We start from the raw sequence: 25,091 nt of genomic DNA, 5'->3' as shown, positions 1-25,091 counted from the left end.
TGAGCCCCTTCCACCAGCAAGGACCGCTCATGACCGACCGCCTTCCCTGCCGCGCCTGCGGCCATCTCATCCTCCCGACCACGGCGGCGAGGGACGACGGACTGTGCATGCCCTGCAAGGGCGGCTACCGGCAGAACATCGAGGATGGCAAGCGCTTCCACGCGGAGCGACGGCGCTACCTGGCGAGTCCGCAGGCGCTGTACTGGAGCGCGCTGGTGAATCGCGTCTACGATGGCCGCGAGGGATTCGCCGGGCTGTCGCCGGCCGAACGGAGCTACTACGCAGTGAGCGTGCTCAGCGGCGAAGTGCACAACGGCGGCTTCGACCAGTACTTCGGCAACTCCTCCGGCGACCAGTACCAGGCGGCGCGCGCGGGTCTTCGCGAATTGGAGGCGGAGGACGCCCTGGCCCTGCTGGAGCGAGCCGCCGCCCTGCTGTTCGGCGACGGTCCGGTGCCAGTCTCCCAGGCCGAACGCCAATTGCGCATGCCGACCTGGGCCGATGAACCCGACCGCGACTGCGAAGCGGCCCTGGATGCGCTGGACACGCGCTTCTACGCCCTGGCCGACGCGCTGGGCGAACGCCTGCTGGCCCATGCCCGCCACCATGCATTGTTCGCCCTGGACGAGCCCGATGAAGCCTGAATTGGATGCCCTAGAGGCCTGGCTCGGACGACCGCTGCCGGCTGCCTTCGTCGCCGCTCTGGAGCAGCACGGCGGCCGCCTCGTCGAGCCGGGCCTGCTGCTCTACGCCGCCGACGAGTTGCTGGAACGCAACCGGGCCTTCGAAACCTCTCTCTACTGCCCCGGCTACCTGGCCATAGGCGACGACAGCGGCGGCCGCGCCGTGGTGATGGCCCTGGACGATCACCGGCAGGCGCTGTTCCTGGTCGACCATGGCGCGATGACGCCGGACTGCTTCGAACCCCTGGCACCCAGCCTGGAGGCCTGGCTGGAAGCCGGGCCCTGCCTGCCCGAATGACGGAGAAACGCCCATGATTCCTTTCGGCCTCAGCCCCGAACAATTCCGCGAGCGCTACCGCCGCGACCTGCAACGCGCCGCGCCGGGCGTGATCCAGCGCCTGCGCGAGCTGCTCCGGCAACCCCTGGAGGAAGGACTGCGCGACGGCGAGATCCAACTGTTCCTCGGCGAGGATGGACGCGACGCAGCGGAAGCGTGGTTGTACCTGAATGGCGCCAGCAACCGGGTGGACGCCAGCGACCCGCGCCTGTTTCCCGGCAAGGCGCTGGACCTGGCGCTCGGCCTGGGACATGCCCCGGATTTCGACGAAGCCTATTTCGCCGACGGCTTCGGCGGCGTCGACCTGCTCGCCGATACGCTGCAAGCCTGGTTCGCCGAGTGCTGGTGGAAGGCCGGCGGCTGGGCCTGGCCGATCCCGCTATGGCTGCACGTACACGATGGCTTCGGCGACGGCCGTGGCATCGCCCTCACCGAACGCTGCTGAACAGGGAGACCACGCATGGAACTGATCCGCAACCTGGACGATGCGAACATGGGCGAAGTGTATTGGCGCCTGTACCGGCGCTACATCAGCCTGTTCATCGAGAACGAGGCCGACGACGCCTACGCCTGGCGCTGCGCCCGAGCCCTCGACGAACTGGATGACGCCGTGGTCGAGCGGCTTTGTGCCGCCAGCCTGCGCTACCGCGCCGCGCGCCTGGAGCGGCTGGGCGAGTCTGCGGAGGAAGTCGCGCCGGCGCGCGGGGTGCTGGAACGGATCGAACCGGGCGAGCTGATCGTGCCCGACCCGGAACAGGGCGACGAAGCGGTGATCCACCTGTCGCTGAACTGCGAATGGGACCGCGAACACGGTATGGAATGGATCGTCCGGGGCGGCGAGGTGCTCTATGTCGGCCCCTTCCACGGCGAAGACCCGTGGCGGGACTTCACCGTGAAGGAACCATGGAACTACGCCTGAGCAGGGGCCTCAACGCTTGGCGATGATGTACACCGCGTGGACGATGCCCGGGATGTAGCCGAGCAGGGTGAGCAGGATGTTCAGCCAGAAGGCGCCGCCGAAGCCGACTTGCAGGAACACGCCCAGCGGCGGCAGGAGGATGGCGATGAGGATGCGGATCAGGTCCATGAACGGAACTCCTTGGTCCAGGGTCGATACGGTGTCCGGCGCGTGAGCCGGCGTTTTTTCGCGTCACCCTATGACTGACTCCCGCCATTCGCGGAGGGTTCAACCGCAACGGTACTCGCCGCCTGTCACGCGCAGCGGTACGCTTGAGCCTACGCTCATGCGAGCGGACAACCCGCAAGGAACATCCATGTCCGACCTGCCCCCGCGTCCCGCCTTCTGGCCGTACCTGCCGGGCTACGCCCTGTTGCTGCTTTCGGTGCTGCTCTGCGCCAGCGGCAGCTACCGTTTCGTCACCCCGATGGCGCTCGCCGACGGCGTCGACCTGGTCTACCTCAGCCAGGGCCTGGCGCTGCTACCGCTGGGTACCGGGCTGGTCGGCCTGCTCGCGGGCTTCCTCCTGCATGTCCGCGGGCGCTGGCTCGGCGCGCTGCTGGCGCTGCTGCCGGCGGCGCTGATCTGCGCCTGGAACCTGTACAACTATGCCGCCCACGGCGACGAGGCGTTGTCGCCGAGTTTCGCCCAGTACACCCAGGCGCTGCTCGGCCTGCTGTTGCTCGGTGGCATGCTGAGCCTGGTCGACCTGCTCCATGGCAGGCCCTCGACGCTGCTGCGCAAGGGCCTGCTGGGGCTGGGCTGGCTGGCCCTGGTGGCCTGGCTGGGGTTGCTGTTCTACCTGCAGCGCCTGTACGGCCTCACTTTTTGAACTGGTCGTAGGCTTCCAGCGCGCGCAGCGAATAGACATAGGCGGCGCCGGCATTCAGGGAGATGGCGGTAGCCAGGGTCTGGGCGATTTCCGCCTCGCTGGCGCCGGCCTTCAGCGCGGCCTCGGTGTGCACGCCGATGCAACCGTCGCAACGGGTGGTAATGGCCACGGCGATGGAGATCAGTTCGCGGGTCTTGGCATCCAGGGCGCCCTCGGCGCTGGCTTCCTCCAGCGCGCCATAGGCGGCGAGCATCTTCGGGTGTTGCTTGCCCAGGGCACCGAAGGCTTTTTTCACGGCGGGGACGAACTCGGTCCAGTTGTTCAGCATGGTGATATTCTCCGTTGCTTTCGCGCCGGGAGTGGCGCGTCGGGTTACCAGTCTCGACCAGTCTGGACCGCGCCGCCTGCCCATGCGTCTCTACTTTCGACCTGATCGGCTCATCCCATGGACCCACTCGACCGGCTCATCCAGCTCGCCAACCTGCAGGGCCGCCTCGACCAGCGCTGCCAGCTACAGGGCAGCTGGGCGCTGGAGCACCCGCAAGCGGTGCCCGGCGAGGCGACCTTCCATATCGTCATGGCCGGCACCTGCTATTGCGAATTCCTCGATGGCGGTCGCCTCGACCTGCATCCCGGCGACCTGATTCTGTTGCCACGCGGCACCCCGCACCTCCTGCGCAGCGACAGCCCGGCGCAACCCTGCGAACCCACCGTAGAGCACCGCGGCAGCATCCCGCTGTACCAGTTGAACGGCCCCGGCGAGGCCCTCGACATGCTTTGCGGCAGCTACCGCTATCACGCCGGCGCCAGCCTGTTCGGCGCGCTCCCCGAGCGCCTGCTGGTGCATATGGACGAGTCGACCCAGCAGCCCCTGCGCGCGCTGATCGGGTTGATGCGCGAGGAAGCCGAGAGCACCCGCAGCGGCGCCCGCTCGATCATCGACGCGCTGGCCACCGCGCTGTTCGCCCTGGCCCTGCGCGCCTACCTGGACCGCCAACCGCTGGGCGACGGCCTGTTCGGCCTGCTGGGCGACGCCCGCCTGGGACGAGCCCTGCGGGCCATGCTGGAACGCCCGGAGCATGCCTGGACCCTGGAACAGCTTGCCCAGCAGGCGGCGATGTCGCGGGCCAGTTTCGTCCGCGCCTTCTCCGCCCTCGGCGGGACCTCGCCGTGGAACCTGCTGACCCGCATCCGCATGGAGAAGGCTCGCGGCCTGCTGCGGCAAACGCAGAAGAGCCTGCTGGATATCGCCGCCGAGACCGGCTACCAGTCGGAGGCAGCGTTTTCCCGCAATTTCCGCCAGGCCTTCGGCGAATCGCCGGGCCGTTTCCGCCGCCAGGCCGACTCCGCTCGCTGAAAGCGCTACCGGCGCACATTTCGGCGATCCGCTGCTATGCAATGTGAATGATTTTCGCAACATCCTGTACGAATTCACTGACAGTACGGCTACACTGTGCTTTCCCGGCAAGGAGGCGCGGGGGTACTTGTCGCGGCACCCACTCTCCCGCTTTACCAGTACGCCCAGGAGGCAAACATGGAATGGTTTCTGAAATGCGTGAAGGAACACTACTTCGACTTCAACGGGCGTGCCCGTCGCAAGGAATACTGGATGTTCACCCTGGTGAACATCATCATCTCCGTCGCGCTGAGCGTCGTGCTCGGCCTGATCAGTGAAAAGCTCCTGCCGATCGCCAATCTCTACTCGCTCGCCGTGCTGCTGCCGGCCCTGGGCGTCACCGCCCGGCGTCTGCACGACATCAACAAGAGCGGCTGGTGGATGCTGATCGCGCTGATCCCGATCGTCGGCCTGTACCTGATCTACCTGCTGGCCAAGGACAGCGACGCCGGCCAGAACCAGTACGGCCAGAACCCGAAGGGCATCGCCTGATTCCTTCCCGCCGGGCCGCACGGCCCGGCGTTCTCCCTCTCCCTGTTTCCCTTCCCGCCCCTGACCGGGGTTAGAATGCCTCGCTCCCACTCCGGCGCCCTGCGCCAACGCCCGCAGCGAGGTAGCCCATGCCCCACCCCATCGACGCACTGATTTCCGACTGCGACGGCGTCCTGGTCGACAGCGAGGTCATCGCCGAGCGCGTGATGTACGAGGCGCTCAGCGCCTACGCGCCGCTGGAGGAGCTGCAGCGCCTGCTGGAAGGCACCTTCGGCCTGACCAGCCGCGACATCCTCGATCGCGTCGAGAAGCACTTCGGCCTGCGCATCCCCGACAGCTTCAACCGCGAGGTGCGCCAGCGCAGCGAGGAGATGGTCGCCCAGGTCCAACCCATTCCCGGCGCACGCGAGGCGCTGCTGGCCCTGGACCTGCCCGTCGCGGTGGCCTCCAACAGCCGCCGCCACAGCCTGGAGCGCTCGCTGGCGCGCGCCGGGCTCAGCGAACTGATCGGCGAACGCCTGGCCAGCGCCGATATGGTCGCCCTGCCCAAGCCCGCACCCGACGTCTACCTGCACGCCGCCAGCCTGCTCGGCGTCGCCCCCGAGCGTTGCCTGGTGGTGGAAGACAGCAGCACCGGCACCCGCGCCGCCCTCGCCGCGGGGATGCGGGTGATCGGCTTCGTCGGCGCCGGGCACATTCCCGCCGGGCACGCCCAGGTACTGCGCGAGCTGGGCGCCATCGCCATCGTCGAGCACATGCGCGAACTGCCGGAGACCGTGGCGCGCCTGCGCCGCGAGAGCCGAGTGGCGCTGAGAACGCCGTAACCGGGCGTCAGAGACTCTTCCAGGTCAGGTACACCCGCAGGTCGAACTCCAGCTGGTGATAGTCCGGCAGCATGTACTGGCAGAGCTGGTAGAACGCCTTGTTGTGCTCGCTTTCCTTCAGGTGGGCGAGTTCGTGGACGACGATCATCCGCAGGAACTCCGGGGCGGCGTCCTTGAACAGGGAAGCCACGCGGATTTCCTTCTTCGCCTTGAGCTTGCCGCCCTGCACCCGCGAGATCGCGGTGTGCAGGCCGAGGGCGCGCTGGACCACGTCGAGCTTGTTGTCGTAGAGCACCTTGTCCAGGCCCGGCGCGTTGCGCAGGTGTTCCTGCTTGAGGTTCATGGTGTAGGCGTACAGCGCCTTGTCGCTCTGCACATCGTGACGCCCCGGGTAGCGGCGCTCGAGGTACTCGCCCAGGCGGTTCTCGGCGATCAGCTGGCGGACCTGGTCCTGCAGCGATGCGGGATAGGCCTGGAGGTACTTGAGGGGGATCATGCACGGGTCCGGCGGTTCGCGGAAAACGCCCAGTGTACCGCGTCGGGAGCTCCGGCGGCCGACCGCCGCTTCGGGTAAGATGCGCGCCGTTTCCGATGAGCGGAGTGGGACAGTGGCAAGTACAGATGTGCTGATCGTTGGCGCCGGGGCGGCCGGGCTGATGTGTGCGATGACGGCGGCCGGACGCGGGCGCCGCGTGCGGGTGCTCGACCACGCCAACAAGGCCGGCAAGAAGATCCTCATGTCCGGCGGCGGGCGCTGCAATTTCACCAACCTGTACACCGAGCCGGCCAACTTCCTTTCGCGCAATCCGCACTTCTGCAAGTCGGCGCTGGCCCGCTACACCCAGTGGGACTTCATCGGCCTGGTGGCCAAGCACCAGGTGCCGTACCACGAGAAGAAACTCGGCCAGCTGTTCTGCGACAACAAGTCCAGCGACATCCTCGAGATGCTGCTGCGCGAATGCGCCGAGGCCGGAGCGGAAATCCTGCTGGACACCTCGATCGAAGAGATCGCCCGCGACGACGCCGGCTACCACCTGCGTACCAGCGCCGGCGAGATGCGCTGCGAGTCGCTGGTGATCGCCAGCGGCGGCCTGTCGATCCCGACCCTCGGCGCCAGCGGTTTCGGCTACCAGGTGGCGCGCCAGTTCGGCCACGAGGTGCTGCCGACCCGCGCCGGGCTGGTGCCGTTCACCATCACCGACCAGTTGAAGGAGCTGTGCGCCGAGCTTTCCGGCACCTCCGTGGATTGCCGGGTGAGCTGCAACGGCCAAGTGTTCCGCGAGAACCTGCTGTTCACCCATCGCGGCCTCAGCGGCCCGGCGATGTTGCAGATTTCCTCCTACTGGCAACCGGGCGATACCCTGGAAATCGACCTGCTGCCGGACCACGACGCCAGCGAATGGCTGGCGCAGCAACAGCGCGAGCGTCCCAACAGCGAGCTGAAGACCCTGCTCGCCGAGCTGTTCACCAAGAAGCTCGCCGGACTGCTGGCCGACCGCTGGTTCGTCTCCAAGCCGATGAAGCAGTACACCCCGACCGAACTGGCGGGTATCGCCGGGCAGCTTTCGGCCTGGCGGGTCACGCCCTCGGGCACCGAGGGCTACCGCACCGCGGAAGTGACCCTGGGCGGGGTGAGCACCGACGAAGTGTCGTCGAAGACCATGGAGTCGCAGCGCTCGCCGGGGCTGTATTTCGTCGGCGAAGTACTGGACGTCAGCGGCCACCTCGGCGGCTTCAACTTCCAGTGGGCCTGGGCCTCGGGTTATGCGGCGGGGCAGTACGCCTAGCGCGCCTCGGCCAGATAGGCCTCGGTGCGATAGGGCAGCGCTACCTGCTCCCTCCCCTTGAGCGCCGGATGGCTGGCGACCAGCTCGCGCAATTGCGCCGCCACGGCGTTCTTTTCCGTCTCCGGCAAGGCGGCGATGAAGCTCACCGAAAGGAAGCGCGAGACAATCACCTGCTCCGGCGGGCCGACATGCTCGTAGGCGAAGGTGGACAAGCGCAGCGGTCCGAAGGGCGCGCGCTCGAACGGCCGACGCCAGTCGCCCTTGTAGAAACGCGGCGCATCGCCTTCGTAGGGGGTGATGATGCGGGTGATCTCGGCGACCCAATCCAGCGACTCGTCACGCACGTTCCACACCAGCCCCAGCCTGCCTTCCGCCGTCAGCACGCGGCGCATTTCCTCCAGCGCCTCCACGGTGGCGAACCAATGGAAGGCCTGTGCGCACACCAGGGCGTCGGCGAAGCCGTTGGCCAGCGGAATCGACTGGGCGCTACCGGCCAGCGCCTGGACCTGCGGCAAGGCTTCGGCGAGCTGGGCGCGCATCGCATCCACCGGTTCCACCGCGACCACTCGCGCGCCGGTACGGGCCAGCAGGCGGGTGAACTTGCCGGTGCCGGCGCCGAGATCCACCGCGACGGTCTGCGGACGCAGGCCAAGGGCATCGCGCAGCCAGTCGGAGAGCGCTTCCGGGTACTCGGGCCGGCCCTGGGCGTAACGCTGGGCCTCGGCGCTGAAACCTTGCTGGGCGGCGCTGTGTACGGACGACATGAGGGACCTCCTGGGCGGCAGGGAAAGCCCGAGGTATAGCACAGCGGTTTTCCCACGAATTCCAGACGAACGGTTCAAAGCCTTGCGCGGCGTGGCTCGCAGCCATTGGTCAGGGGCTTCGTGGACCTCTCGGGGAAGAGGCTATTGTCGATCCGAAGGCCCACCCGACGACCAGGGTAAAAGCATCCCGGCACACGCCGGCGTCCCCCGCCACAACCAGGAGTCAGCCATGAGCAGCGAAGTCAGCGCCATCCGCCAATTGATCGAAGACTGGCGAGCCGCCGTCCGCGCCAGCGACGTTCCGCGCATCGTCTCGTACTACGCGGAGGACATCGTCGCCTTCGACGCCATCCTGCAATTGCAATTCAAGGGGCGCGACGCCTACCAGAAGCACTGGCAGGCCTGCACCGAGATGTGCAAAGGACCGATGACCTTCGATATCGCCGAACTGCAGATCCATGCCGACCCGCAGGTCGCCTTCGCCCACTACCTCTGCCACTGCGGCGGCACCGGCCCGGACGGCCAGCCGCACTCCTCGTGGATGCGGGTCAGCGCCGGCTACCGCAAGCACGGCGACGGCTGGAAGGTGATCCACGAGCATTTCTCGGCGCCGTTCGACATGGACGGCAAGGCGCTGTTCGACCTGCAGCCCTGACTCAGCGCCGCGCGGCGGTCGCCGCCGGGTCGACGCAGCGTTTCACTGCGCGAGGACTGAGCAGCGAGCAAGGCTTGCCGACCAGGTAGCTGCGGTAGACCTTCAGCAGCATAGCCTGGCTGTAGCGGCAACCCTTGCCGCTCTTGCGCAGGCAGGGGCTCTCGAACTCGAAGCGACCGTTGACCGGCTCGGCCAGCTGGATGCGCAACGCCGGCCAGGTGGAGCGTTGCGGCGCCGGCGGGGTTTCCAGTCGGCGACCGTCGCACACCACCAGTTCGCCGCCGGCCTCTGCATAGTCGAAGACGAACAGCAGGGTGCGCGAAGTCTTGGTCGTGCAGTCGCTACGCGCCAGGCAATCCTGCGGATCGGCGGGATCGCGCGCTACGCTCGGCGACGCGGCCTCCTCGACGTCGCGGGACGGCGCGTGCAGGCCAGCGCAACCGGCCAGCAGGAGGAACGGCAGGGTCAGGAGCCAGCGGCGCATCGGATTTCCCCGGGGCGGATGTGCAAGAGCCCCGACCAGCGGGGCTCCCGTTCGAACGAAGGCGCTTAGTTGACCTTCGGATCCAGCTCGCCGCGGGCGTAGCGCTGGAACATGCCTTCCAGGGAGATCGGCTTGATCTTGGAAGCGTTGCCGGCGGTGCCGAAGGCTTCGTAGCGAGCGATGCAGATGTCGCGCATGGCCTCGACGGTCTTGGAGAAGTACTTGCGCGGGTCGAACTCGCTCGGGTTCTGCGCCAGGAAACGGCGGATGGCACCGGTGGAGGCCAGGCGCAGGTCGGTGTCGATGTTCACCTTGCGCACGCCGTACTTGATGCCCTCGACGATTTCCTCGACCGGCACGCCGTAGGTCTCTTTGATCTCGCCGCCGTACTCGTTGATGATCGCCAGCCAGTCCTGCGGTACCGAGGAAGAGCCGTGCATCACCAGGTGGGTGTCCGGGATGCGCGCGTGGATTTCCTTGATGCGCTGGATCGACAGGGTGTCCCCGGTCGGCGGCTTGGTGAACTTGTAGGCGCCGTGGCTGGTGCCGATGGCGATGGCCAGGGCGTCGACCTTGGTCTTCTTCACGAAGTCGGCGGCTTCTTCCGGGTCGGTCAGCAACTGGCTGTGGTCCAGCACGCCTTCCGCGCCGACGCCGTCTTCCTCGCCGGCCATGCCGGTTTCCAGGGAACCCAGGCAGCCCAGCTCGCCTTCCACGGACACGCCGCAGGCATGGGCGAACGCCACGGTCTGCTGGGTCACGCGGACGTTGTAGTCGTAGTCGGCAGGGGTCTTGCCGTCTTCACGCAGGGAGCCGTCCATCATCACCGAGCTGAAGCCCAGCTGGATGGAACGCTGGCAGACGTCGGGACTGGTGCCGTGATCCTGGTGCATGACCACCGGGATGTGCGGGAATTCTTCGATCGCGGCGAGGATCAGGTGGCGCAGGAAGGGCGCGCCGGCGTATTTGCGAGCACCGGCGGAAGCCTGGACGATCACGGGCGAATCGGTCTTGTCGGCCGCTTCCATGATGGCGCGCATCTGCTCGAGGTTGTTGACGTTGAAGGCCGGCACGCCGTAGCCGAATTCGGCGGCGTGATCCAGCATCTGGCGCATGCTGATGAGTGCCATGGTTCTCGTATCTCCCAATCGCGGGGTCGTTCAGTGATTCAGAAGCCTGCCGCAGGGGCAGGCCCGGTTCAAGTTCCTTGCGAGGAGCGGTCGCGGCGCCGCGCCCCTGCCGGCGCGACTCAGCGCGCCTTGCAACCGCGACCGATGAGGTCGTCGGTTTCGACCCAGTACACCAGGCCTTCGTCGTTCTCCAGGTGGAAGCCCAGGCGTCCGTCGCTATAGAAAGCGCCGACGGCCGCAGGTTCCTGCTCCAGATGGTGGACCACGTCGTCCTCGTCCTTCAGGCGCAGGTCGACGATGTTCTTGCTGCCGTCGATATAGCGCCATTCGATCACCGCCTTGCTGTCGCAGGTCCAGCGGGTCCAGTCCTTGCCACCGGGCTTGCCCGAGGAGCCGGAGCAGCCGGCCAGCAGGGCCGCGGCGGCGAGGCCGCCGAGCAGGGCGATACGCGAGTAGTTCATGTCCATCCTCCATCCGTGCGGAACGCTCCGCCGCACCTCGCCGGGCCGCAAGCGGCCCGCGCGGCGGCCGGCTGGCCTTGCCTGTCACAGGAAAGGCGCAATGCTACTGCGTACGCTGGCGAATCCCCAGCCCTTTCCGTAGAAACTGGCAGAAAAGCACTACGGGCATTCCACCGGCTTTTGTCCGGCGGTCGGATCGCCGCTACTCTGCTGCTCGACCCGCTGGCGGTTCTGCTCGGTCGGCACCATCACGTCCGGCGGACTGATCACCTCGCAGGTGCTCGGGCGTCGACCGCCATCGCCGCTACAGGCGGCCAGGCCCAGGCAGAACATCAGGAGTGGCAAGGTTACGGAACGCATGGGGCACCTCCTTTTTTCGTCGTCCTCAAAGGTGTGACCCCCGAGGACGGCGAATGGTTTGCCCCGTCTGCGTCAGCCCTTGGCGCGCTGCTCCAGGATTTCCACGGCCGGCAGGACCTTGCCCTCGACGAACTCGAGGAACGCGCCGCCACCGGTGGAAATATAGGAGATCCGCTCGGCGATGCCGTACTTGTCGATCGCCGCCAGGGTATCGCCGCCGCCGGCGATGGAGAACGCCGCGCTATCGGCGATGGCATTGGCCAGGGTACGGGTGCCCTCGCCGAACTGGTCGAACTCGAACACCCCGACCGGACCGTTCCACAGGATGGTCTTCGAGGTCTTCAGCAGCTCGGCGAACTGCGCGGCGGTCTGCGGGCCGATGTCGAGGATCATGTCGTCGTCGGCGACCTCGGCGATGGCCTTGACGGTCGCCACGGCGCTCTCGGCGAATTCCTTGGCCACCACCACGTCCACCGGCAGCGGCACCTTGACCTTGGCGGCGATGGCCTTGGCGGTCTCGACCAGGTCGGCCTCGTACAGCGACTTGCCGACCTTGTGTCCGGCCGCGGCGAGGAAGGTGTTGGCGATGCCGCCGCCGACGATCAGCTGGTCGCAGATGCCGGCCAGGCTGTTCAGCACGTCGAGCTTGGTGGAAACCTTGGAGCCGGCGACGATCGCCGCCATCGGCCGCGCCGGGTTGTCCAGCGCCTTGCCCAGCGCGTCCAGTTCGGCGGCCAGCAGCGGGCCGGCGGCGGCGACCTTGGCGAACCTGGCCACGCCGTGGGTCGACCCCTCGGCGCGGTGGGCGGTACCGAAGGCATCCATCACGAACACGTCGCACAGCGCGGCGTACTTCTGCGCCAGCTCGTCGGCGTTCTTCTTCTCGCCCTTGTTGAAGCGCACGTTCTCGAACAGCACCAGGTCGCCCGCCTTGACCTCGACGCCGTCGAGGTAGTCGGCCAGCAGCGGCACTTCGCGGCCCAGGGCCTTGGACAGGTACTCGGCCACCGGCTTCAGGCTGTTCTCGGCGGAGAACTCGCCCTCGGTCGGTCGGCCCAGGTGCGAGCAGACCATCACCGCCGCGCCCTTCTCCAGGGCCAGCTTGAGGGTCGGCAGGGCGGCCTTGATCCGTGCATCGCTCTGCACCTGGCCGTCCTTCACGGGCACGTTGAGGTCCTCGCGGATCAGCACGCGCTTACCTTTGAGGTCGAGGTCAGTCATCTTCAACACGGTCATGACAATCAGTCCTTGGGTACTTGTTGATCAGGCACGGCGGCGCGCAGGTAGTGTCCGGCGACGTCGAGCATACGGTTGGCGAATCCCCATTCGTTGTCGAACCAGGCCAGCAAGTTGACCAGGCGAGGCCCGGAAACGCGGGTCTGGCTGCCATCGACGATGGCCGAATGGGGGTCGTGGTTGAAATCGCAACTGGCGTGCGGCAGCTCGGTATAAGCCAGCAGTCCGCGCAGCGGGCCGCTTTCGGCAGCCTCGCGAAGCACCCGGTTGATCTCGGCGGCGGAGGTGTCGCGGGAAGTCTGCAGGGTGATGTCCAGCGCCGAGACGTTCACCGTGGGCACGCGTATGGCTTTGGCCTGGATGCGCCCGGCAAGTTCCGGCAACAGGCGTTCGATGCCGCGCGCCAGACCGGTGGACACCGGGATCACCGACTGGAACGCCGAACGGGTACGGCGCAGGTCCTCATGGTGGTAGGCGTCGATCACCGGCTGGTCGTTCATCGCCGAGTGGATGGTGGTGATCGACACGTATTCCAGGCCGATCGCCTCGTTCAGCAGCTTGAGCAGCGGCACCCCGCAATTGGTCGTGCAGGAGGCGTTGGAGACCAGCGTTTCGCGGCCGCTGAGGTCCTGCTGGTTGACCCCATAGACGATGGTGGCGTCGATGTCCGCCTCGCTCGCCATCGGCTGCGAGAACAGCACCCGCGGCGCGCCGGCGCGGAGGAAACGCTCGGCCTGGGCGCGGTTGGTGTACTGGCCGGAGCACTCCAGCACCAGGTCGACCCGCAGCGCCTGCCAGTCGATGGCCTCCGGAGTCGGGCTGCGCAGCACCTTCACGCAATCGCCGTTGATGTGCAGGCAGTCGCCGTCGACCTTCACTTCGCCGGGAAAGCGGCCATGGGTGGAGTCGAAGCGGGTCAGGTACTCGACGCTGGCCTGGTCGGCCAGGTCGTTCAGCGCGACGATCTCGAAGCCCAGTTGCTCCGGGCGCTCGTGCAGCGCGCGCAGGACGCAGCGGCCGATACGGCCATAGCCATTGAGCGCGACGCGAAAAGGCGGGGTGGACATCGGCAGGGATAGCTCCGGCAAGGGGCCAGTGAAAGGCGCCAATTATGCGGGGGATGGGCCCGCCTGGGAACCGTCCGCGACCCGCGCGGCGCGGCGTGCGCCGCGGCGACGGCTCGCGTGCAGGCGCTGAAACGATTCATGCGACACCTGGCTGGCGCGACCGCGTTCCGCTGTGCAAGGCTCGCCCGCATCCACCGACCGCCAGGAGCGCCAGATGCCCCGCTTCGCCGCCAACCTCAGCATGCTCTACCCCCGCCACGACTTCCTCGAACGCTTCGCCGCCGCCGCGGCGGACGGCTTCGAGGGCGTGGAGTACCTGTTCCCCTATGCCTACCCTGCGGCCGAACTGAAGGCCCGGCTGGACGACCACGGCCTGCGCCAGGTGCTGTTCAATGCCGCACCCGGCGACTGGGACAAGGGCGAGCGCGGCCTGGCCAGCCTGCCGGGGCGCGAGGCCGAATTCCGCCGCGCCATCGCCCAGGCCATCGACTATGCCCAGGTCCTCGGCAACCGCCACATCCATGTCATGGCCGGACTGCTGCCGGCCGGCGCCGACCGCATCCGCCACCGCGAGACCTACCTCGACAACCTCGCCCATGCCGCCCGCGAAGCCGCCGGCGCCAGGCTGACGGTGCTCATAGAGCCGATCAACAACCGCGACATGCCGGGCTTCTTCCTCACCCGCCAGGACGACGCCCAGGCCATCTGCCGCGAGGTCGGCGCGGACAACCTGCAGGTGCAGTTCGACTGCTACCACTGCCAGATCGTCGAGGGCGACCTGGCCACCACCCTGCGTCGCGACATCGGCAATATCGGCCATGTCCAGATCGCCGGGGTACCCGACCGCCACGAGCCGGATGACGACAACGAAGTGAACTACCCCTACCTGTTCGAGCTACTCGACCGGCTCGGCTACCAGGGCTGGATCGGCTGCGAGTACCGTCCGCGCGGCGACACCTCGGCAGGCCTGGAATGGCTGCGGCGCTGGCGCGCTACTCGACGCGACGGATGATCGGCTCCAGCGCGTCCAGGCGCTCGCGGGCGGCCAGCCAGTCGCGCACTTCCGCGCACCACTGTTCTTCCTTCAGCACCGCGCGTGCACGGGTCAGCACTCGCGGCCAGGGACGGTCGTCGAACAGGCGCAGCAGCACCTGGTTGAGCTGTTCGCTATCCAGCGGCCGGCGTCCACGGCGCACCGGCGCGTCGACCCGCTGCGCCAGCGATTGCAGCACCCGTTCGCGCTGTGCCGTATCCACCGGCATCGGCTGCTCGTCGTAGGCGCAGAGCACCAGGATCTCCGGCGCGACGTTCTCCAGCAGGCCGGCGCGCAGCCGGCAGTGGCCATCGAGGATCACGCAGGCATCCAGGCAGTTCAGGCGCAGCGCCAGCACCGGCGGCAGCTCGCCTTCGCGGGCCTTCTTGCGCCACCACTTGACCCGCCCCTCGTCATCCTCGACCCGGCGCAGGGCGATCAGGGCGTCGTTGTCGCGCCCCCACCAGTCGAGCCACTGCACCCAGTCGTCGTCGAGGACCTTCTCCAGGCTGTAGAAGCGCCAGTCCGGCAACAGTGCGTCGCGCCCGACGCTGCGGTAGCGCCAGCGTTCCAGCACCCGTTCGCGCGGATCGTGGCTCTGCGGTGGCTGCCAGGCGGGCACCTGCTCGGCGAGCGACAGGCGCAGCAACCAGCGCCCGGCCTCCAGGCAACTGCCCGGGCTGGTACGCAGGGTCTCGACGAAATAGCGGCTCCAGGCCTTGTAGCGGGCCTCGCCGCGCAGGCCGCGCAACGCTTCCAGGGTCGGCGAGTCGATGGGCGGCACGCTGGCCTGCGCCGGGCTCGCCGCGACCAGGCTCTTCACCAGCCAGATGCCATCGTGGTACGGCAACTGGGTGGCCCAGAGCAGCGGCTGATCGCCACGCATCAGGCGAATGCGGGCCTGGCCGCCGGATTGCAGATGAAGGAAAGAGGGCGCCCGATGGGCGCCCTCCACCTGGACCGCGAGGCCCAGCCATTCGCCATTGGCGGGGCTTTCGAGGTCCCGCCAGTAGAGCGTGTGCATCAGTCTTCCAGCAGCTCCTCGGCCACCGCCAGGACGTTGTCCAGGGTGAAGCCGAAGTGCTCGAACAGCGCCGGGGCCGGCGCCGACTCGCCGAAGCTGGTCATGCCGATGATGCGCCCGTCGAGACCGACGTACTTGTACCAGTAGTCGGCATGGGCGGCCTCGATGGCGATGCGCGCGCCGACTTCCACCGGCAGCACGGACTGCTTGTAGGACTCGTCCTGCTGCTCGTAGACGCTGGTGCATGGCATCGATACCACGCGGACCTTGCGGCCCTGCTCGCTGAGCTTGTCGTAGGCCTGCACGGCCAGGCCGACTTCCGAACCGGTGGCGATCAGGATCAGTTCCGGCTCGCCTTCGCAGTCCTTCAGCACGTAGCCGCCGCGGGCGATGTCGGCCACCTGGGCGACGTCGCGCGCCTGGTGCGGCAGGTTCTGGCGGGAAAAGATCAGCGCGGACGGACCGTCGGCGCGCTCGATGGCATGCTTCCAGGCCACCGCCGACTCGACCGCGTCGGCCGGGCGCCAGGTGTCCAGGTTCGGGGTCAGGCGCAGGCTGGCCAGTTGTTCGATCGGCTGGTGGGTCGGGCCGTCCTCGCCGAGGCCGATGGAGTCGTGGGTGAACACGTAGAGCACGCGCTGCTTCATCAGTGCGGACATGCGCACAGCGTTGCGCGCGTATTCCATGAAGATCAGGAAGGTCGCACCGTAGGGAATGAAACCGCCGTGCAGGGCGACGCCATTCATGATCGCGCTCATGCCGAATTCGCGCACGCCGTAGAACACGTAGTTGCCGGCGGCGTCGTCGGCGCTGACGCCCTTGCAGCCCTTCCACAGGGTCAGGTTGGAGCCGGCCAGGTCGGCGGAACCGCCGAGCAGCTCCGGCAGCAACGGGCCGAAGGCGTTCAGCGCGTTCTGGCTGGCCTTGCGGCTGGCGATGGTCTCACCCTTGTTGGCAACATCGGCGACGTAGGCCGCGGCCTTCTCGGCGAAGTCGGCCGGCAGCTCGCCCTTCAGGCGGCGCAGCAATTCGGCGGCCAGTTCCGGATGGGCAGCCTGGTAGGCGGCGAAACGCTTGTTCCACTCGGCTTCCTGGGCGGCGCCGGATTCCTTGGCGTCCCACTCGGCGTAGATCTGCGCCGGGATCTCGAACGGAGCGTGCTCCCAGCCCAGCGCGGCGCGGGTCGCGGCGATCTCGTCGGCGCCCAGCGGCGCGCCGTGGCACTCTTCCTTGCCCTGCTTGTTCGGCGAGCCGAAACCGATCACGGTCTTGCAGCAGATCAGGGTCGGCTGGTCGCTCTTGCGCGCGGTATCGATGGCGGTCTTGATCTCGTCGGCGTCATGCCCGTCGACGTTGCGGATCACTTGCCAGCCATAGGCCTCGAAGCGCTTCGGGGTGTCGTCGGTGAACCAGCCGTGGACCTCGCCGTCGATGGAAATGCCGTTGTCGTCGTAGAAGGCGATCAGCTTGTTCAGGCGCAGGGTGCCGGCCAGCGAGGCGACCTCATGGGAAATGCCTTCCATCATGCAGCCGTCGCCGAGGAAGGCGTAGGTGTAGTGGTCGACCACCGCGTGGCCGTCGCGGTTGAACTGGGCGGCCAGGACCTTCTCCGCCAGCGCCATGCCCACCGCATTGGCGATGCCCTGGCCGAGCGGACCGGTGGTGGTCTCGACGCCGGCGGTGTAGCCGTACTCCGGGTGGCCCGGGGTGCGCGAGTTGAGCTGGCGGAAGTTCTTCAGGTCCTCGATGCCGAGGTCGTACCCGGTGAGGTGCAGCAGGGAGTAGATCAGCATCGAGCCGTGGCCGTTGGACAGCACGAAGCGGTCGCGGTTGGCCCACTGCGGGTTGCTCGGGTTGTGCTGCATGTAGTCGCGCCAGAGGACCTCGGCGATATCGGCCATGCCCATCGGGGCGCCCGGGTGGCCGCTGTTGGCTTTCTGCACGGCATCCATGCTCAGTGCACGGATGGCATTGGCTCGCTCACGACGGCTGGGCATCGCAATTCTCCTACGGGGGTTGCTGGTCGGAAGACCAGGAGTGAAAAAAAGGGCGCCATTTTCGCCCACCGAAGGCCCAAGGGGCAATGACAGATCGGCAGGGGGACAGTATGTCGCTGCCGACCGGTTTTGCCAGAAGCCTGGCGCAGCCGGATTGCAATTGCGCGACGGCCACCCGTCATCAATATCAAAAATTTTTGATACAGGCATTGCCGGGGTTCGGACCCGGTACTAGACTGCGCCTCCATGAGCCTTCGCGTGCCTTCGATACGACCAGACGACTACGACCCGCTCGCCGCGCTGTGCAAGGCGGCTGGCGACTCGCTGCGACTGAATGTGTTGCGCGCCCTGGCCAACGATTCGTTCGGCGTGCTGGAGCTGGCGCAGATCTTCGCCATCGGCCAGTCGGGCATGAGCCACCACCTCAAGGTGCTGGCCCAGGCCGGGCTGGTGGCGACGCGCCGCGAGGGCAACGCGATCTTCTACCGACGTTCGCTGCCCCTGGCCGAACGCACCGGCGGCGCGCTGCACGCGGCGCTGCTGGAGGAAGTGGACGAACGGGCGCTACCCGACGACGTGCGGGCGCGGATCGATGCCGTGCACGCCCAGCGCGCGGCGGTCAGCCAGGACTTCTTCGCCCGCGCGGCGGACAAGTTCCAGGCCCAGCAGGACCTGATCGCAGGACTGCCGCAATACCGTGAGAGCGTGTTGGCCTTGCTCGACGCACTGGCCTTCGCCCCCGGCGCCACGGCGCTGGAGGTCGGCCCGGGGGACGGCGGATTCCTGCCGGAACTCGCCAGGCGTTTCCGCCAGGTCACGGCGCTGGACAACAGCGCGGCGATGCTGGAACTGGCGCGCCAGCGCTGCAAGGAAGAAGGATTGGGCAACGTCCGCCTGGAATTGGCCGATGCCCTGCAGGACGCCGCCGAACCGGCCGATTGCGTGGTGCTGAACATGGTCCTGCACCACTTCGCCGCGCCGGCGGAGGCGCTGAAACAGTTGGCCCGCCTGGTCCATCCGGGCGGCAGCCTGCTGGTGACGGACTTGTGCCGGCACAACCAGGGCTGGGCCAGGGAGGCCTGCGGCGACCTCTGGTTGGGTTTCGAACAGGAGGACCTGGCCCAGTGGGCCGACGCCGCAGGGCTCACGCCCGGCGAGAGTCTTTACATTGGTTTACGCAATGGCTTCCAGATCCAGGTCCGGCACTTCGCCAGGGATGCATCCGAAAGCCGCCTCACCCACCGGTAATGTAGGAACCGATTGATGAGCGAATATTCCGTTTTCACCTCCGAGTCCGTGTCCGAAGGCCATCCGGACAAGATCGCGGACCAGATCTCCGACGCGGTGCTGGACGCCATCATCGCCAAGGACAAGTACGCTCGCGTGGCATGCGAAACCCTGGTCAAGACCGGCGTGGCGATCATCGCCGGTGAAGTCACCACCTCCGCCTGGGTCGACCTGGAAGAGCTGGTGCGCAAGGTCATCATCGACATCGGCTACGACAGCTCCGACGTCGGCTTCGATGGTGCCACCTGCGGCGTGCTGAACATCATCGGCAAGCAGTCGGTGGACATCAACCAGGGCGTCGACCGGGCCAAGCCGGAAGACCAGGGCGCCGGCGACCAGGGCCTGATGTTCGGCTACGCCAGTAACGAGACCGACGTGCTGATGCCGGCGCCGATCTGCTTCTCCCACCGCCTGGTCGAGCGCCAGGCAGAGGCGCGCAAGTCCGGCCTGCTGCCATGGCTGCGCCCGGACGCCAAGTCCCAGGTGACCTGCCGCTACGAAGGCGGCAAGGTGGTCGGCATCGATGCGGTGGTGCTGTCCACCCAGCACAACCCGGAAGTCTCCTATAACGACCTGCGCGACGGCGTGATGGAGCTGATCATCAAGCAGGTGCTGCCGGCCGAGCTGCTGCACAAGGACACCCAGTTCCACATCAACCCGACCGGCAACTTCGTGATCGGCGGCCCGGTCGGCGACTGCGGCCTGACCGGACGCAAGATCATCGTCGACTCCTACGGCGGCATGGCCCGCCACGGCGGCGGCGCGTTCTCCGGCAAGGACCCGTCCAAGGTCGACCGCTCCGCCGCCTACGCCGGCCGCTACGTGGCGAAGAACATCGTCGCCGCCGGCCTCGCCGAGCGTTGCGAGATCCAGGTTTCCTATGCCATCGGCGTGGCCCAGCCGACCTCGATCTCGATCAACACCTTCGGTACCGGCAAGGTCAGCGACGAGAAGATCGTGCAACTGGTCCGCGAGCACTTCGACCTGCGCCCGTACGCGATCACCAAGATGCTCGACCTGCTCCACCCGATGTACCAGCCGACCGCGGCCTACGGCCACTTCGGTCGTCATCCGTTCGAGCTGACCGTGGACGGCGATACCTTCACCGCGTTCACCTGGGAGAAGACCGACAAGGCCGCTCTCCTGCGCGACGCCGCCGGCCTCTGAGCGACCGCGCGATAAAAAGCCCCGCTTCGGCGGGGCTTTTTCGTTTCCGGCAGGCTCAGCGCATGCGGAAGGCTTCCTGGTGGAACAGCCGCAGCGGCATGCCCTGCCGGCGCAGATCGCGGCGCAGGCTGTCGGCCAGCCCCTGCGGACCGCAGAACCAGACGCTCGGCCAGCGTCCTTCGGCGCTCTTCAGCACGCCCAGTTGCGCCGCCTGCGGCTTGCCCTGCTCGTCGCTATAGCGGATGTGCAGGGTCACGCTGGGCAGGTGTTCGCAAAGCTCGCGCAAGCGCCCGGCGAACAGCGCTTCCTGGGAATTGCGCACGCAATAGTGCAGCTCCACCGATGGCGCGCTTTCCGGCGCGGCCTGCAGCGACTCCAGCCAGGCGATGAACGGCGTCACGCCGATCCCGGCGGCGACCCAGACCTGCCGCCCGGCCAGGCCACGGCGGAAGTCGAAGCAGCCGTATGGCCCCTCCACCTCGACCCTGGCGCCGACCTCCAGGTTGTCCTGCAGGCGCCGGGTGTAGTCGCCCAACGCCTTGATGCTGAAGCGCACCTCGCCGCAGCCGCGGTCGGCGCTGGCGATGGTGAACGGATGGGCACCCTCCAGGCGGTCGCAGGTGAGAAAGGCGAACTGCCCGGCCCTGTGCGACCAGTCGCCCTGCAGCCGGCAGGTCACCTCGAGCAGGCTTTCGCCGTGCCGCTCGACGGCGGTGACCACGCCCGCATGGCGACGCGTGCGACCGATCCGCCCGCTCAGAGACAACAGTGCGCAGGCCGAACCGAGCAGTGCGCAGGCCGCCACCAGCCAGCCGGCCGGCTGGCTCCAGTAGCTGGCCGGGGCGAGCACCACGGAATGGAAGGCCAGTACCAGGTAGACCAGGGCCAACGCCTTGTGCACATAACGCCAGAGGTGATACGGGAAGCGCTGCCAGAGAGTGATCAGCAGCATCCCGCCGAGAATCCACGCCGACCATTCACCCAACTCCTTGGCCGAGCCACGGAAGACATCGAGGAAGGTTTCCACCCGCGGGCCTTTCACCGGTTTGCCGACGATACCCGCCAGCCAGGGGCCGGCCAACTCCAGCAGGTAGTGCAACAGGCCGAGGACGATGGCCAGGATGCCCGCCCACTTGTGCAGGCGGTACATGCGGTCGAGCCCGTCCAGCGGCTTCTCCAGCCAGACCGGACGCACCGCCAGCAGCATGATCAACGACATCAGGGCGAAGGACGCTACCCCGGTAAGCAGGATCGCCTGCTTGCGCACCACCCAGATGTCCAGGCTCGCCGGCGGATCGACGGCCAGCGTCAGGCCCCAGGCCGCCAGCGCGGCGGCGAGAACTCCCCATAACAGTTTCATTGGCACCACTCCCCGACAGAACGCGCGAATCGCTGGAATGAACCCTGCGCGTCCAGTCTTAATTGTCCCTTAACTTCATGGGGGAATTAGCGAGGCCAGCGAGGTTTTCCCGCACAGCCATGACCTGCGTCAATCGTTGTCGGCCTTCAACCCCGGGGTGGGCGGAGCTATGCTGGTCCGCCGCGCCTACCGCCGAGCCGTGCCATGAAGATCCGCCTGCTGTCCGACCTCCACCACGAACATTTCGACGGGCGACGCCAACTGCCAGAGGTCGAGGCCGACGTGGTGGTGCTGGCCGGCGATATCCACAGCCACCTGGAAGGCCTGCACTGGGCCCGCGAGACCTTCGCCGACAGCGAGATCGTCTACGTCGCCGGCAACCATGAGTTCTACTCCTCGGAAATGACCGACCTGACCCAGGCGATGCGCAATATCGCCCGGGCGCTGGAGATCCACTTCCTGGAAAACGACGAAGCGCGGATCGGCCCGGCGCGCTTCCTCGGCGCCACCCTGTGGACCGACTTCCAGCTCTATGGCGCGGACGGCTATGCGCCCGCCCATGAGCTGGCCCTGCAATCGATGCCGGACTTCAGCTGCATCGACTGGTTCGGTGGCGACTTCACCCCCGAGCAGAGCATCGCCCTGCACCAGGCCTCGCGCGACTGGCTCGCCGAACAGCTGGCGCGGCCCCACGACGGCCCGACGCTGGTGGTCAGCCACCACGCGCCCAGTGCGCTGTCGATCCCGCCGCAGTTCGTCGGCAACCCACTGTCGCCAGCCTTCGCTTCCAACCTCGACGAACTGGTGGCGCAGGCCGACTACTGGCTGCACGGTCACGTCCACGACGCCCTCGACTACCGCATCGGCCGGGCACGGGTGCTGGCCAATCCGGGCGGCTATCCCCACGAGAAAGGCGGGTTCCGTCCGGAATTCGTCTTCGAGGTCTGAGCCTCATCGCGGCAACTGGCTGAAGAAGCGCCAGATTTCCACTGGCGCGTCCAGTTCCGGGTCGCTCTTGCCGAGAATCCGCGGGAAGCGATAGTCCGGCTGCGCCAGCACGTGGCCGCCGCCATGCACGCTGAGCAGCTCCACCGGCGGATGGCCGTCTTCCTGCCAGCGCTGGCGCTCGGTCCAGACCGGGCCGGGACGGGTCAGCGGCGCCACGTCCGGCGGCGCTGCGATGCCGTTCAGGCCGGCCCACCAGCGTGCCGAGTCCAGGGTCGAGCGTACCGCGCCCCGGTCGCCGAAGCCGAACAGGCTGACCTTGCCGCCGAGATAGGGATTGATCGGATCGCGCGTGCCGTTGATCAGCAACGCCGCGGTCGGCCGCTCGACCGGCCGACAGGCATCGTTCCCCGTGGTCGGCAGGCTCGCCGCCACCGCTGCGATCGCCGCCGGCAACCCCGGCGCTTCGGCGGCCAGGCGGAAAGCCATCTGGCCGCCATTGGAGTAGCCGGCGACATATACCCGCTGCGAATCGACGCGGTATTCCTGGGCCAGCCGCGCCACCAGCGCGCGGAGGAAAGCCACGTCATCGACGTCACGCAGCCGCGCCGAATAGCTGGCGGCCTTGCGGCAATCGTTCCAGTGGCCCTCGAAGCCGTCCGGGTAGGCCACCAGGAAACCTTCTTGCGCCGCCAGCCGGTCGAAGCCGTAGCCGCTGATGCGGCGCATCTGCGCGCCGTCGCCCCGTGAGCCGTGCAGCACCACCAGCAACGGCGCTCCCTCGGACACGCCCGGCGGCACGTAGAGCAGGTAATGCCGGCGCAGGCCTGCGACCTTCAGACTCGAGTCCTCGCTGTGGCCGGCCAGCGCGGGGGGGCGCAGGGCCTCGTCCTGCAACCACCACCAGGCGCCGGCGAGCAGCGCCAGGACCAGCAGCAGGATAAGCGTGCGAACCAGGCGGATCAGCGTACGCATCGCGGTTCTCCCGTTCTCGGTGTCTTCGGACAACGTTAGGCCGGGTTGTGCCGGAATGCCCGAACCATGGCCCTTCTCCAGAGACCCCGGGGCGGCGTACTTTGCTCCCGGACAACCACAACCGTGCCGTTTGCTGGCACACTTGCGCCTTTGTCACGCCGGCTGCCGCCTGCCTCATCCGCCTGCCAGGACGCTCGGCCGAGCCGTCGTCCGGCAACCGCACCGGCCGTTCGATCAAGGAGCCAACCGATGTCCATTCGTCCTTCACTGCCGCTGGCCGGGCTGCTGCTCGCCGTCGCCCTGCCGCTCTCTGCCGCCCAGCCGGGCGCCGCCAAAGGCGCTCCACTCAGCGGTTGCGCCGCCAAGCAGGCCGCCATCGAGGCGAAGCTGGAAACGGCCCGCTCGTTCGCCAACGAAGGCCAGGTGGCCGGCTTGGAAAAGGCCCTCTCCGAGGTCAAGGAACACTGCACCGAAGCCGGCCTGCTGAGGGAGAACAAGCAGAAGGTGATCGACAGCGAGCGCGAGGTCAGCGAACGCGAGAAGGATTTGCGCAAGGCCATGGGCAAGGGCGATCCGGAGAAGATCGAGAAACGCAAGGCCAAGCTGGCCGAGGCCCGCGCCGAACTGGAAGAGGCCAAGAAAGGCCTGGAACAGGCCCAGGCGCAGTAGGACACCAGGTACCGCCCTACGCCTCGCGCCTCCCACGCAAGGCGTATGACGCCCATGGTGTTATCCGCCATCCGCGCCGCAGCGGGACACCAGGTGCCGCCCAGCGCTGCCGCAACGGCGGATGAGCGCCAGCGCTCATTCGCCCTACCCCTCGCGCCTTCCAGGCAGAGCGTATGACGCCCGGTCCGGCCTCAGAGCGCGCGGAATTTCTTGTGGCAGGCTTCGCAGGCGTCTTCCACCGCGGCGAAGTCCTTGCGCACGCCATCCGGGGTCGGCGTGGCCTGGCGGGTGTTGTCCTGGAGACGGTTCATCGCGTCGATGAAGACCTGGGTGGCGGCCTTGAACTCCTGCTGGCGCTGCCAGACCTCGTCCTTGGCGCGGGTGTCCTCGCCCTCCTCGCCGGCCTTGGGACTGGGGAAGTACTGCCAGGGCTGGTCGGCCAGTTGGTGCAACTTCGCCGATCCGGCACGGAACTTCTCCGCGTCGAAGGGCAGGCGTCCGCGGAGCATCCCGCCCATGTCCTCGCTGGTCCGTAGCATTTCCTTGAAGATCGCCTGGCGCTTGGCCTCGGGCGAATTGGGATCCATACGGTGACAGCCGCTCAGGGCGACGCCGGCCAGCAGCACGACGAGCAGGGACTTCAGCTTCATGGCAAGGCTCTTTTTTCAGGGTCGATCACGGAAGCGGCGGATTATCCGCCGCCACCGCCGATTGATCCAGAGCCGCGCGCCCGCACTGCGGCCATAGGCCGCAGCGGGCTGCTCAGGCGGAAACCACGAAGAACGCGGCGATGAGCAGCATGCCGACGAACCAGACCAGCGAGCGCAACGGCCCCCAGTCGGCGAGGTAGCAGATGACGTAGAGCAGGCGACTGGTGATCCAGGCAATGGCCAGGCTATCCAGGGTCGCCTGCGAAGCGTTGCCGACCAGATGGGCGATGATCACCGCCGCGGCGAACGCCGGGGTCACTTCGAAAGCGTTCAACTGGGCGTTGTTGGCACGCCGGCGAAAGCCTTCGAGCGAACCGAGGAACGCCCGCGGGTCGGCGTTGGCCCGACCGCCGTAGCCCTCCCCGCCGAACTTGGCGATGGAGGTACAGACGTAAGGCAGGAAGATCGCGATCAGCACGCACCAGAAAGCGATGGTCATGGCAGTTCCTTGTAGTTGT

General features: G+C 67.5%; 31 protein-coding genes. 15 read left to right on the top strand and 16 right to left on the bottom strand.

Features of this window, described 5'->3' with window-relative positions; all coding sequences use genetic code 11:
- Nucleotides 1-29: 29 nt before the first annotated feature.
- The 4 genes from AC1RB9_RS02920 to AC1RB9_RS02905 are packed head-to-tail and all read left to right on the top strand — an operon-like array spanning nucleotide 30 to nucleotide 1,939.
- Entirely contained in the window at nucleotides 30-644 is a 615-nt protein-coding gene (locus AC1RB9_RS02920; protein ID WP_003121812.1) for a DMP19 family protein, read from the top strand.
- Entirely contained in the window at nucleotides 634-981 is a 348-nt protein-coding gene (locus tag AC1RB9_RS02915) for an SMI1/KNR4 family protein (protein WP_003113222.1), read from the top strand. The genes AC1RB9_RS02920 and AC1RB9_RS02915 overlap by 11 nt, the downstream gene beginning before the upstream one ends.
- A 13-nt stretch (nucleotides 982-994) precedes the next feature.
- Nucleotides 995-1,465, top strand: coding sequence for a hypothetical protein (locus tag AC1RB9_RS02910; protein WP_003099612.1), 471 nt, complete (start codon nucleotides 995-997; stop codon nucleotides 1,463-1,465).
- A gap of 15 nt (nucleotides 1,466-1,480) precedes the next feature.
- Nucleotides 1,481-1,939, top strand: coding sequence for a DUF6985 domain-containing protein (locus tag AC1RB9_RS02905; protein WP_003084991.1), 459 nt, complete (start codon nucleotides 1,481-1,483; stop codon nucleotides 1,937-1,939).
- 9 nt (nucleotides 1,940-1,948) lie between these two features.
- On the opposite strand, the gene AC1RB9_RS02900 is transcribed toward AC1RB9_RS02905, so the two are convergent.
- Nucleotides 1,949-2,107, bottom strand: a complete 159-nt coding sequence (locus AC1RB9_RS02900; protein ID WP_003084988.1) for a YqaE/Pmp3 family membrane protein — start codon at nucleotides 2,105-2,107, stop codon at nucleotides 1,949-1,951.
- Between the two features lie 187 nt (nucleotides 2,108-2,294).
- Between AC1RB9_RS02900 and AC1RB9_RS02895 the strand changes: the two genes are divergently transcribed.
- Entirely contained in the window at nucleotides 2,295-2,810 is a 516-nt protein-coding gene (locus AC1RB9_RS02895) for a hypothetical protein (RefSeq protein ID WP_003099616.1), read from the top strand.
- Here the strand turns inward: AC1RB9_RS02895 and AC1RB9_RS02890 are convergent.
- Nucleotides 2,800-3,138, bottom strand: a complete 339-nt coding sequence (locus tag AC1RB9_RS02890) for a carboxymuconolactone decarboxylase family protein (RefSeq protein WP_003084980.1) — start codon at nucleotides 3,136-3,138, stop codon at nucleotides 2,800-2,802. The two genes, AC1RB9_RS02895 and AC1RB9_RS02890, sit on opposite strands and share 11 nt — an antisense overlap.
- A 117-nt stretch (nucleotides 3,139-3,255) precedes the next feature.
- Here AC1RB9_RS02890 and AC1RB9_RS02885 point away from each other — a divergent pair, with 117 nt between their 5' ends.
- From AC1RB9_RS02885 to AC1RB9_RS02875, 3 genes are all read left to right on the top strand, one after another.
- A complete protein-coding gene (locus tag AC1RB9_RS02885; RefSeq protein WP_003113225.1) occupies nucleotides 3,256-4,167 on the top strand; it encodes an AraC family transcriptional regulator in 912 nt (303 codons plus the stop codon).
- A 177-nt stretch (nucleotides 4,168-4,344) separates the two neighbouring features.
- Nucleotides 4,345-4,698, top strand: coding sequence for a DUF805 domain-containing protein (locus tag AC1RB9_RS02880; RefSeq protein WP_003084974.1), 354 nt, complete (start codon nucleotides 4,345-4,347; stop codon nucleotides 4,696-4,698).
- Between the two features lie 128 nt (nucleotides 4,699-4,826).
- The gene (locus tag AC1RB9_RS02875; RefSeq protein ID WP_316122841.1) at nucleotides 4,827-5,522 is read left to right on the top strand and encodes an HAD family hydrolase; all 696 of its coding nucleotides are present in this window, start codon (nucleotides 4,827-4,829) and stop codon (nucleotides 5,520-5,522) included.
- Between the two features lie 7 nt (nucleotides 5,523-5,529).
- Here the strand turns inward: AC1RB9_RS02875 and AC1RB9_RS02870 are convergent, their stop codons facing one another.
- Nucleotides 5,530-6,018, bottom strand: coding sequence for a M48 metallopeptidase family protein (locus AC1RB9_RS02870; protein WP_003084971.1), 489 nt, complete (start codon nucleotides 6,016-6,018; stop codon nucleotides 5,530-5,532).
- Nucleotides 6,019-6,130: 112 nt separating this feature from the next.
- Here AC1RB9_RS02870 and AC1RB9_RS02865 point away from each other — a divergent pair, with 112 nt between their 5' ends.
- On the top strand, nucleotides 6,131-7,309 hold the full coding sequence (locus AC1RB9_RS02865) for a BaiN/RdsA family NAD(P)/FAD-dependent oxidoreductase (RefSeq protein ID WP_003101608.1): 1,179 nt from the start codon (nucleotides 6,131-6,133) through the stop codon (nucleotides 7,307-7,309).
- On the opposite strand, the gene AC1RB9_RS02860 is transcribed toward AC1RB9_RS02865, so the two are convergent.
- Nucleotides 7,306-8,073, bottom strand: a complete 768-nt coding sequence (locus AC1RB9_RS02860; RefSeq protein ID WP_003101607.1) for a class I SAM-dependent methyltransferase — start codon at nucleotides 8,071-8,073, stop codon at nucleotides 7,306-7,308. The genes AC1RB9_RS02865 and AC1RB9_RS02860 overlap by 4 nt on opposite strands.
- Nucleotides 8,074-8,302: 229 nt before the next feature.
- Here AC1RB9_RS02860 and AC1RB9_RS02855 point away from each other — a divergent pair, with 229 nt between their 5' ends.
- A complete protein-coding gene (locus AC1RB9_RS02855; RefSeq protein WP_003101606.1) occupies nucleotides 8,303-8,728 on the top strand; it encodes a YybH family protein in 426 nt (141 codons plus the stop codon).
- Nucleotide 8,729: 1 nt separating this feature from the next.
- On the opposite strand, the gene AC1RB9_RS02850 is transcribed toward AC1RB9_RS02855, so the two are convergent.
- The 6 genes from AC1RB9_RS02850 to epd form a co-directional block, all read right to left on the bottom strand.
- Nucleotides 8,730-9,212, bottom strand: a complete 483-nt coding sequence (locus AC1RB9_RS02850; RefSeq protein ID WP_003459357.1) for a hypothetical protein — start codon at nucleotides 9,210-9,212, stop codon at nucleotides 8,730-8,732.
- A gap of 65 nt (nucleotides 9,213-9,277) precedes the next feature.
- On the bottom strand, nucleotides 9,278-10,342 hold the full coding sequence (gene fba, locus AC1RB9_RS02845) for a class II fructose-bisphosphate aldolase (protein ID WP_003084964.1): 1,065 nt from the start codon (nucleotides 10,340-10,342) through the stop codon (nucleotides 9,278-9,280).
- A 119-nt stretch (nucleotides 10,343-10,461) separates the two neighbouring features.
- Nucleotides 10,462-10,803, bottom strand: coding sequence for an MliC family protein (locus AC1RB9_RS02840; protein WP_003084963.1), 342 nt, complete (start codon nucleotides 10,801-10,803; stop codon nucleotides 10,462-10,464).
- Nucleotides 10,804-10,962: 159 nt separating this feature from the next.
- Nucleotides 10,963-11,163: a hypothetical protein gene (locus AC1RB9_RS02835; RefSeq protein WP_003084961.1), complete on the bottom strand. Its 201-nt coding sequence runs from the start codon at nucleotides 11,161-11,163 to the stop codon at nucleotides 10,963-10,965.
- Between the two features lie 72 nt (nucleotides 11,164-11,235).
- Nucleotides 11,236-12,399: a phosphoglycerate kinase gene (locus AC1RB9_RS02830; protein WP_003101603.1), complete on the bottom strand. Its 1,164-nt coding sequence runs from the start codon at nucleotides 12,397-12,399 to the stop codon at nucleotides 11,236-11,238.
- A 5-nt stretch (nucleotides 12,400-12,404) separates the two neighbouring features.
- The gene (epd, locus tag AC1RB9_RS02825) at nucleotides 12,405-13,466 is read right to left on the bottom strand and encodes an erythrose-4-phosphate dehydrogenase (protein WP_003084958.1); all 1,062 of its coding nucleotides are present in this window, start codon (nucleotides 13,464-13,466) and stop codon (nucleotides 12,405-12,407) included.
- 214 nt (nucleotides 13,467-13,680) lie between these two features.
- Here epd and otnI point away from each other — a divergent pair, with 214 nt between their 5' ends.
- Complete coding sequence (otnI, locus tag AC1RB9_RS02820; RefSeq protein ID WP_003084956.1) at nucleotides 13,681-14,478, top strand: 2-oxo-tetronate isomerase; 798 nt, start codon at nucleotides 13,681-13,683, stop codon at nucleotides 14,476-14,478.
- Here the strand turns inward: otnI and AC1RB9_RS02815 are convergent.
- A complete protein-coding gene (locus AC1RB9_RS02815) occupies nucleotides 14,459-15,523 on the bottom strand; it encodes a hypothetical protein (protein WP_003101600.1) in 1,065 nt (354 codons plus the stop codon). The two genes, otnI and AC1RB9_RS02815, sit on opposite strands and share 20 nt — an antisense overlap.
- Nucleotides 15,523-17,520 (bottom strand): transketolase, encoded by a 1,998-nt coding sequence (tkt, locus tag AC1RB9_RS02810; RefSeq protein WP_003101598.1) that lies wholly within the window; start codon nucleotides 17,518-17,520, stop codon nucleotides 15,523-15,525. Before tkt ends, AC1RB9_RS02815 begins: the two co-directional genes overlap by 1 nt.
- Nucleotides 17,521-17,766: 246 nt before the next feature.
- On the opposite strand from tkt, the gene AC1RB9_RS02805 reads away from it, so the two are divergent.
- Both AC1RB9_RS02805 and metK read left to right on the top strand, forming a co-directional pair.
- Nucleotides 17,767-18,768: an ArsR/SmtB family transcription factor gene (locus tag AC1RB9_RS02805; RefSeq protein ID WP_003113231.1), complete on the top strand. Its 1,002-nt coding sequence runs from the start codon at nucleotides 17,767-17,769 to the stop codon at nucleotides 18,766-18,768.
- Between the two features lie 15 nt (nucleotides 18,769-18,783).
- Nucleotides 18,784-19,974 (top strand): methionine adenosyltransferase, encoded by a 1,191-nt coding sequence (gene metK, locus AC1RB9_RS02800; protein ID WP_003084948.1) that lies wholly within the window; start codon nucleotides 18,784-18,786, stop codon nucleotides 19,972-19,974.
- Nucleotides 19,975-20,029: 55 nt separating this feature from the next.
- Here the strand turns inward: metK and AC1RB9_RS02795 are convergent, their stop codons facing one another.
- Nucleotides 20,030-21,334, bottom strand: coding sequence for a ferredoxin reductase family protein (locus AC1RB9_RS02795; RefSeq protein ID WP_003142758.1), 1,305 nt, complete (start codon nucleotides 21,332-21,334; stop codon nucleotides 20,030-20,032).
- 204 nt (nucleotides 21,335-21,538) lie between these two features.
- Between AC1RB9_RS02795 and AC1RB9_RS02790 the strand changes: the two genes are divergently transcribed.
- Complete coding sequence (locus AC1RB9_RS02790) at nucleotides 21,539-22,282, top strand: metallophosphoesterase (protein WP_003459351.1); 744 nt, start codon at nucleotides 21,539-21,541, stop codon at nucleotides 22,280-22,282.
- A 3-nt stretch (nucleotides 22,283-22,285) separates the two neighbouring features.
- On the opposite strand, the gene AC1RB9_RS02785 is transcribed toward AC1RB9_RS02790, so the two are convergent.
- Nucleotides 22,286-23,254: a CE1 family esterase gene (locus tag AC1RB9_RS02785; protein ID WP_003101591.1), complete on the bottom strand. Its 969-nt coding sequence runs from the start codon at nucleotides 23,252-23,254 to the stop codon at nucleotides 22,286-22,288.
- 249 nt (nucleotides 23,255-23,503) lie between these two features.
- Between AC1RB9_RS02785 and AC1RB9_RS02780 the strand changes: the two genes are divergently transcribed.
- Nucleotides 23,504-23,923, top strand: coding sequence for a DUF1090 domain-containing protein (locus AC1RB9_RS02780; RefSeq protein WP_003101589.1), 420 nt, complete (start codon nucleotides 23,504-23,506; stop codon nucleotides 23,921-23,923).
- A gap of 191 nt (nucleotides 23,924-24,114) precedes the next feature.
- On the opposite strand, the gene AC1RB9_RS02775 is transcribed toward AC1RB9_RS02780, so the two are convergent.
- Together AC1RB9_RS02775 and AC1RB9_RS02770 are read right to left on the bottom strand one after the other, a co-directional pair.
- Nucleotides 24,115-24,573, bottom strand: coding sequence for a c-type cytochrome (locus AC1RB9_RS02775; protein WP_003110213.1), 459 nt, complete (start codon nucleotides 24,571-24,573; stop codon nucleotides 24,115-24,117).
- A gap of 112 nt (nucleotides 24,574-24,685) precedes the next feature.
- Nucleotides 24,686-25,072 (bottom strand): MAPEG family protein, encoded by a 387-nt coding sequence (locus tag AC1RB9_RS02770; protein WP_003101585.1) that lies wholly within the window; start codon nucleotides 25,070-25,072, stop codon nucleotides 24,686-24,688.
- Nucleotides 25,073-25,091 lie beyond the last annotated feature (19 nt).

The sequence above is a fragment of the Pseudomonas sp. 20-5 genome (assembly GCF_056782835.1).
The sequence above is the reverse complement of the archived record's forward strand: the minus strand, read 5'-3'. Positions and strand labels throughout refer to the sequence as shown.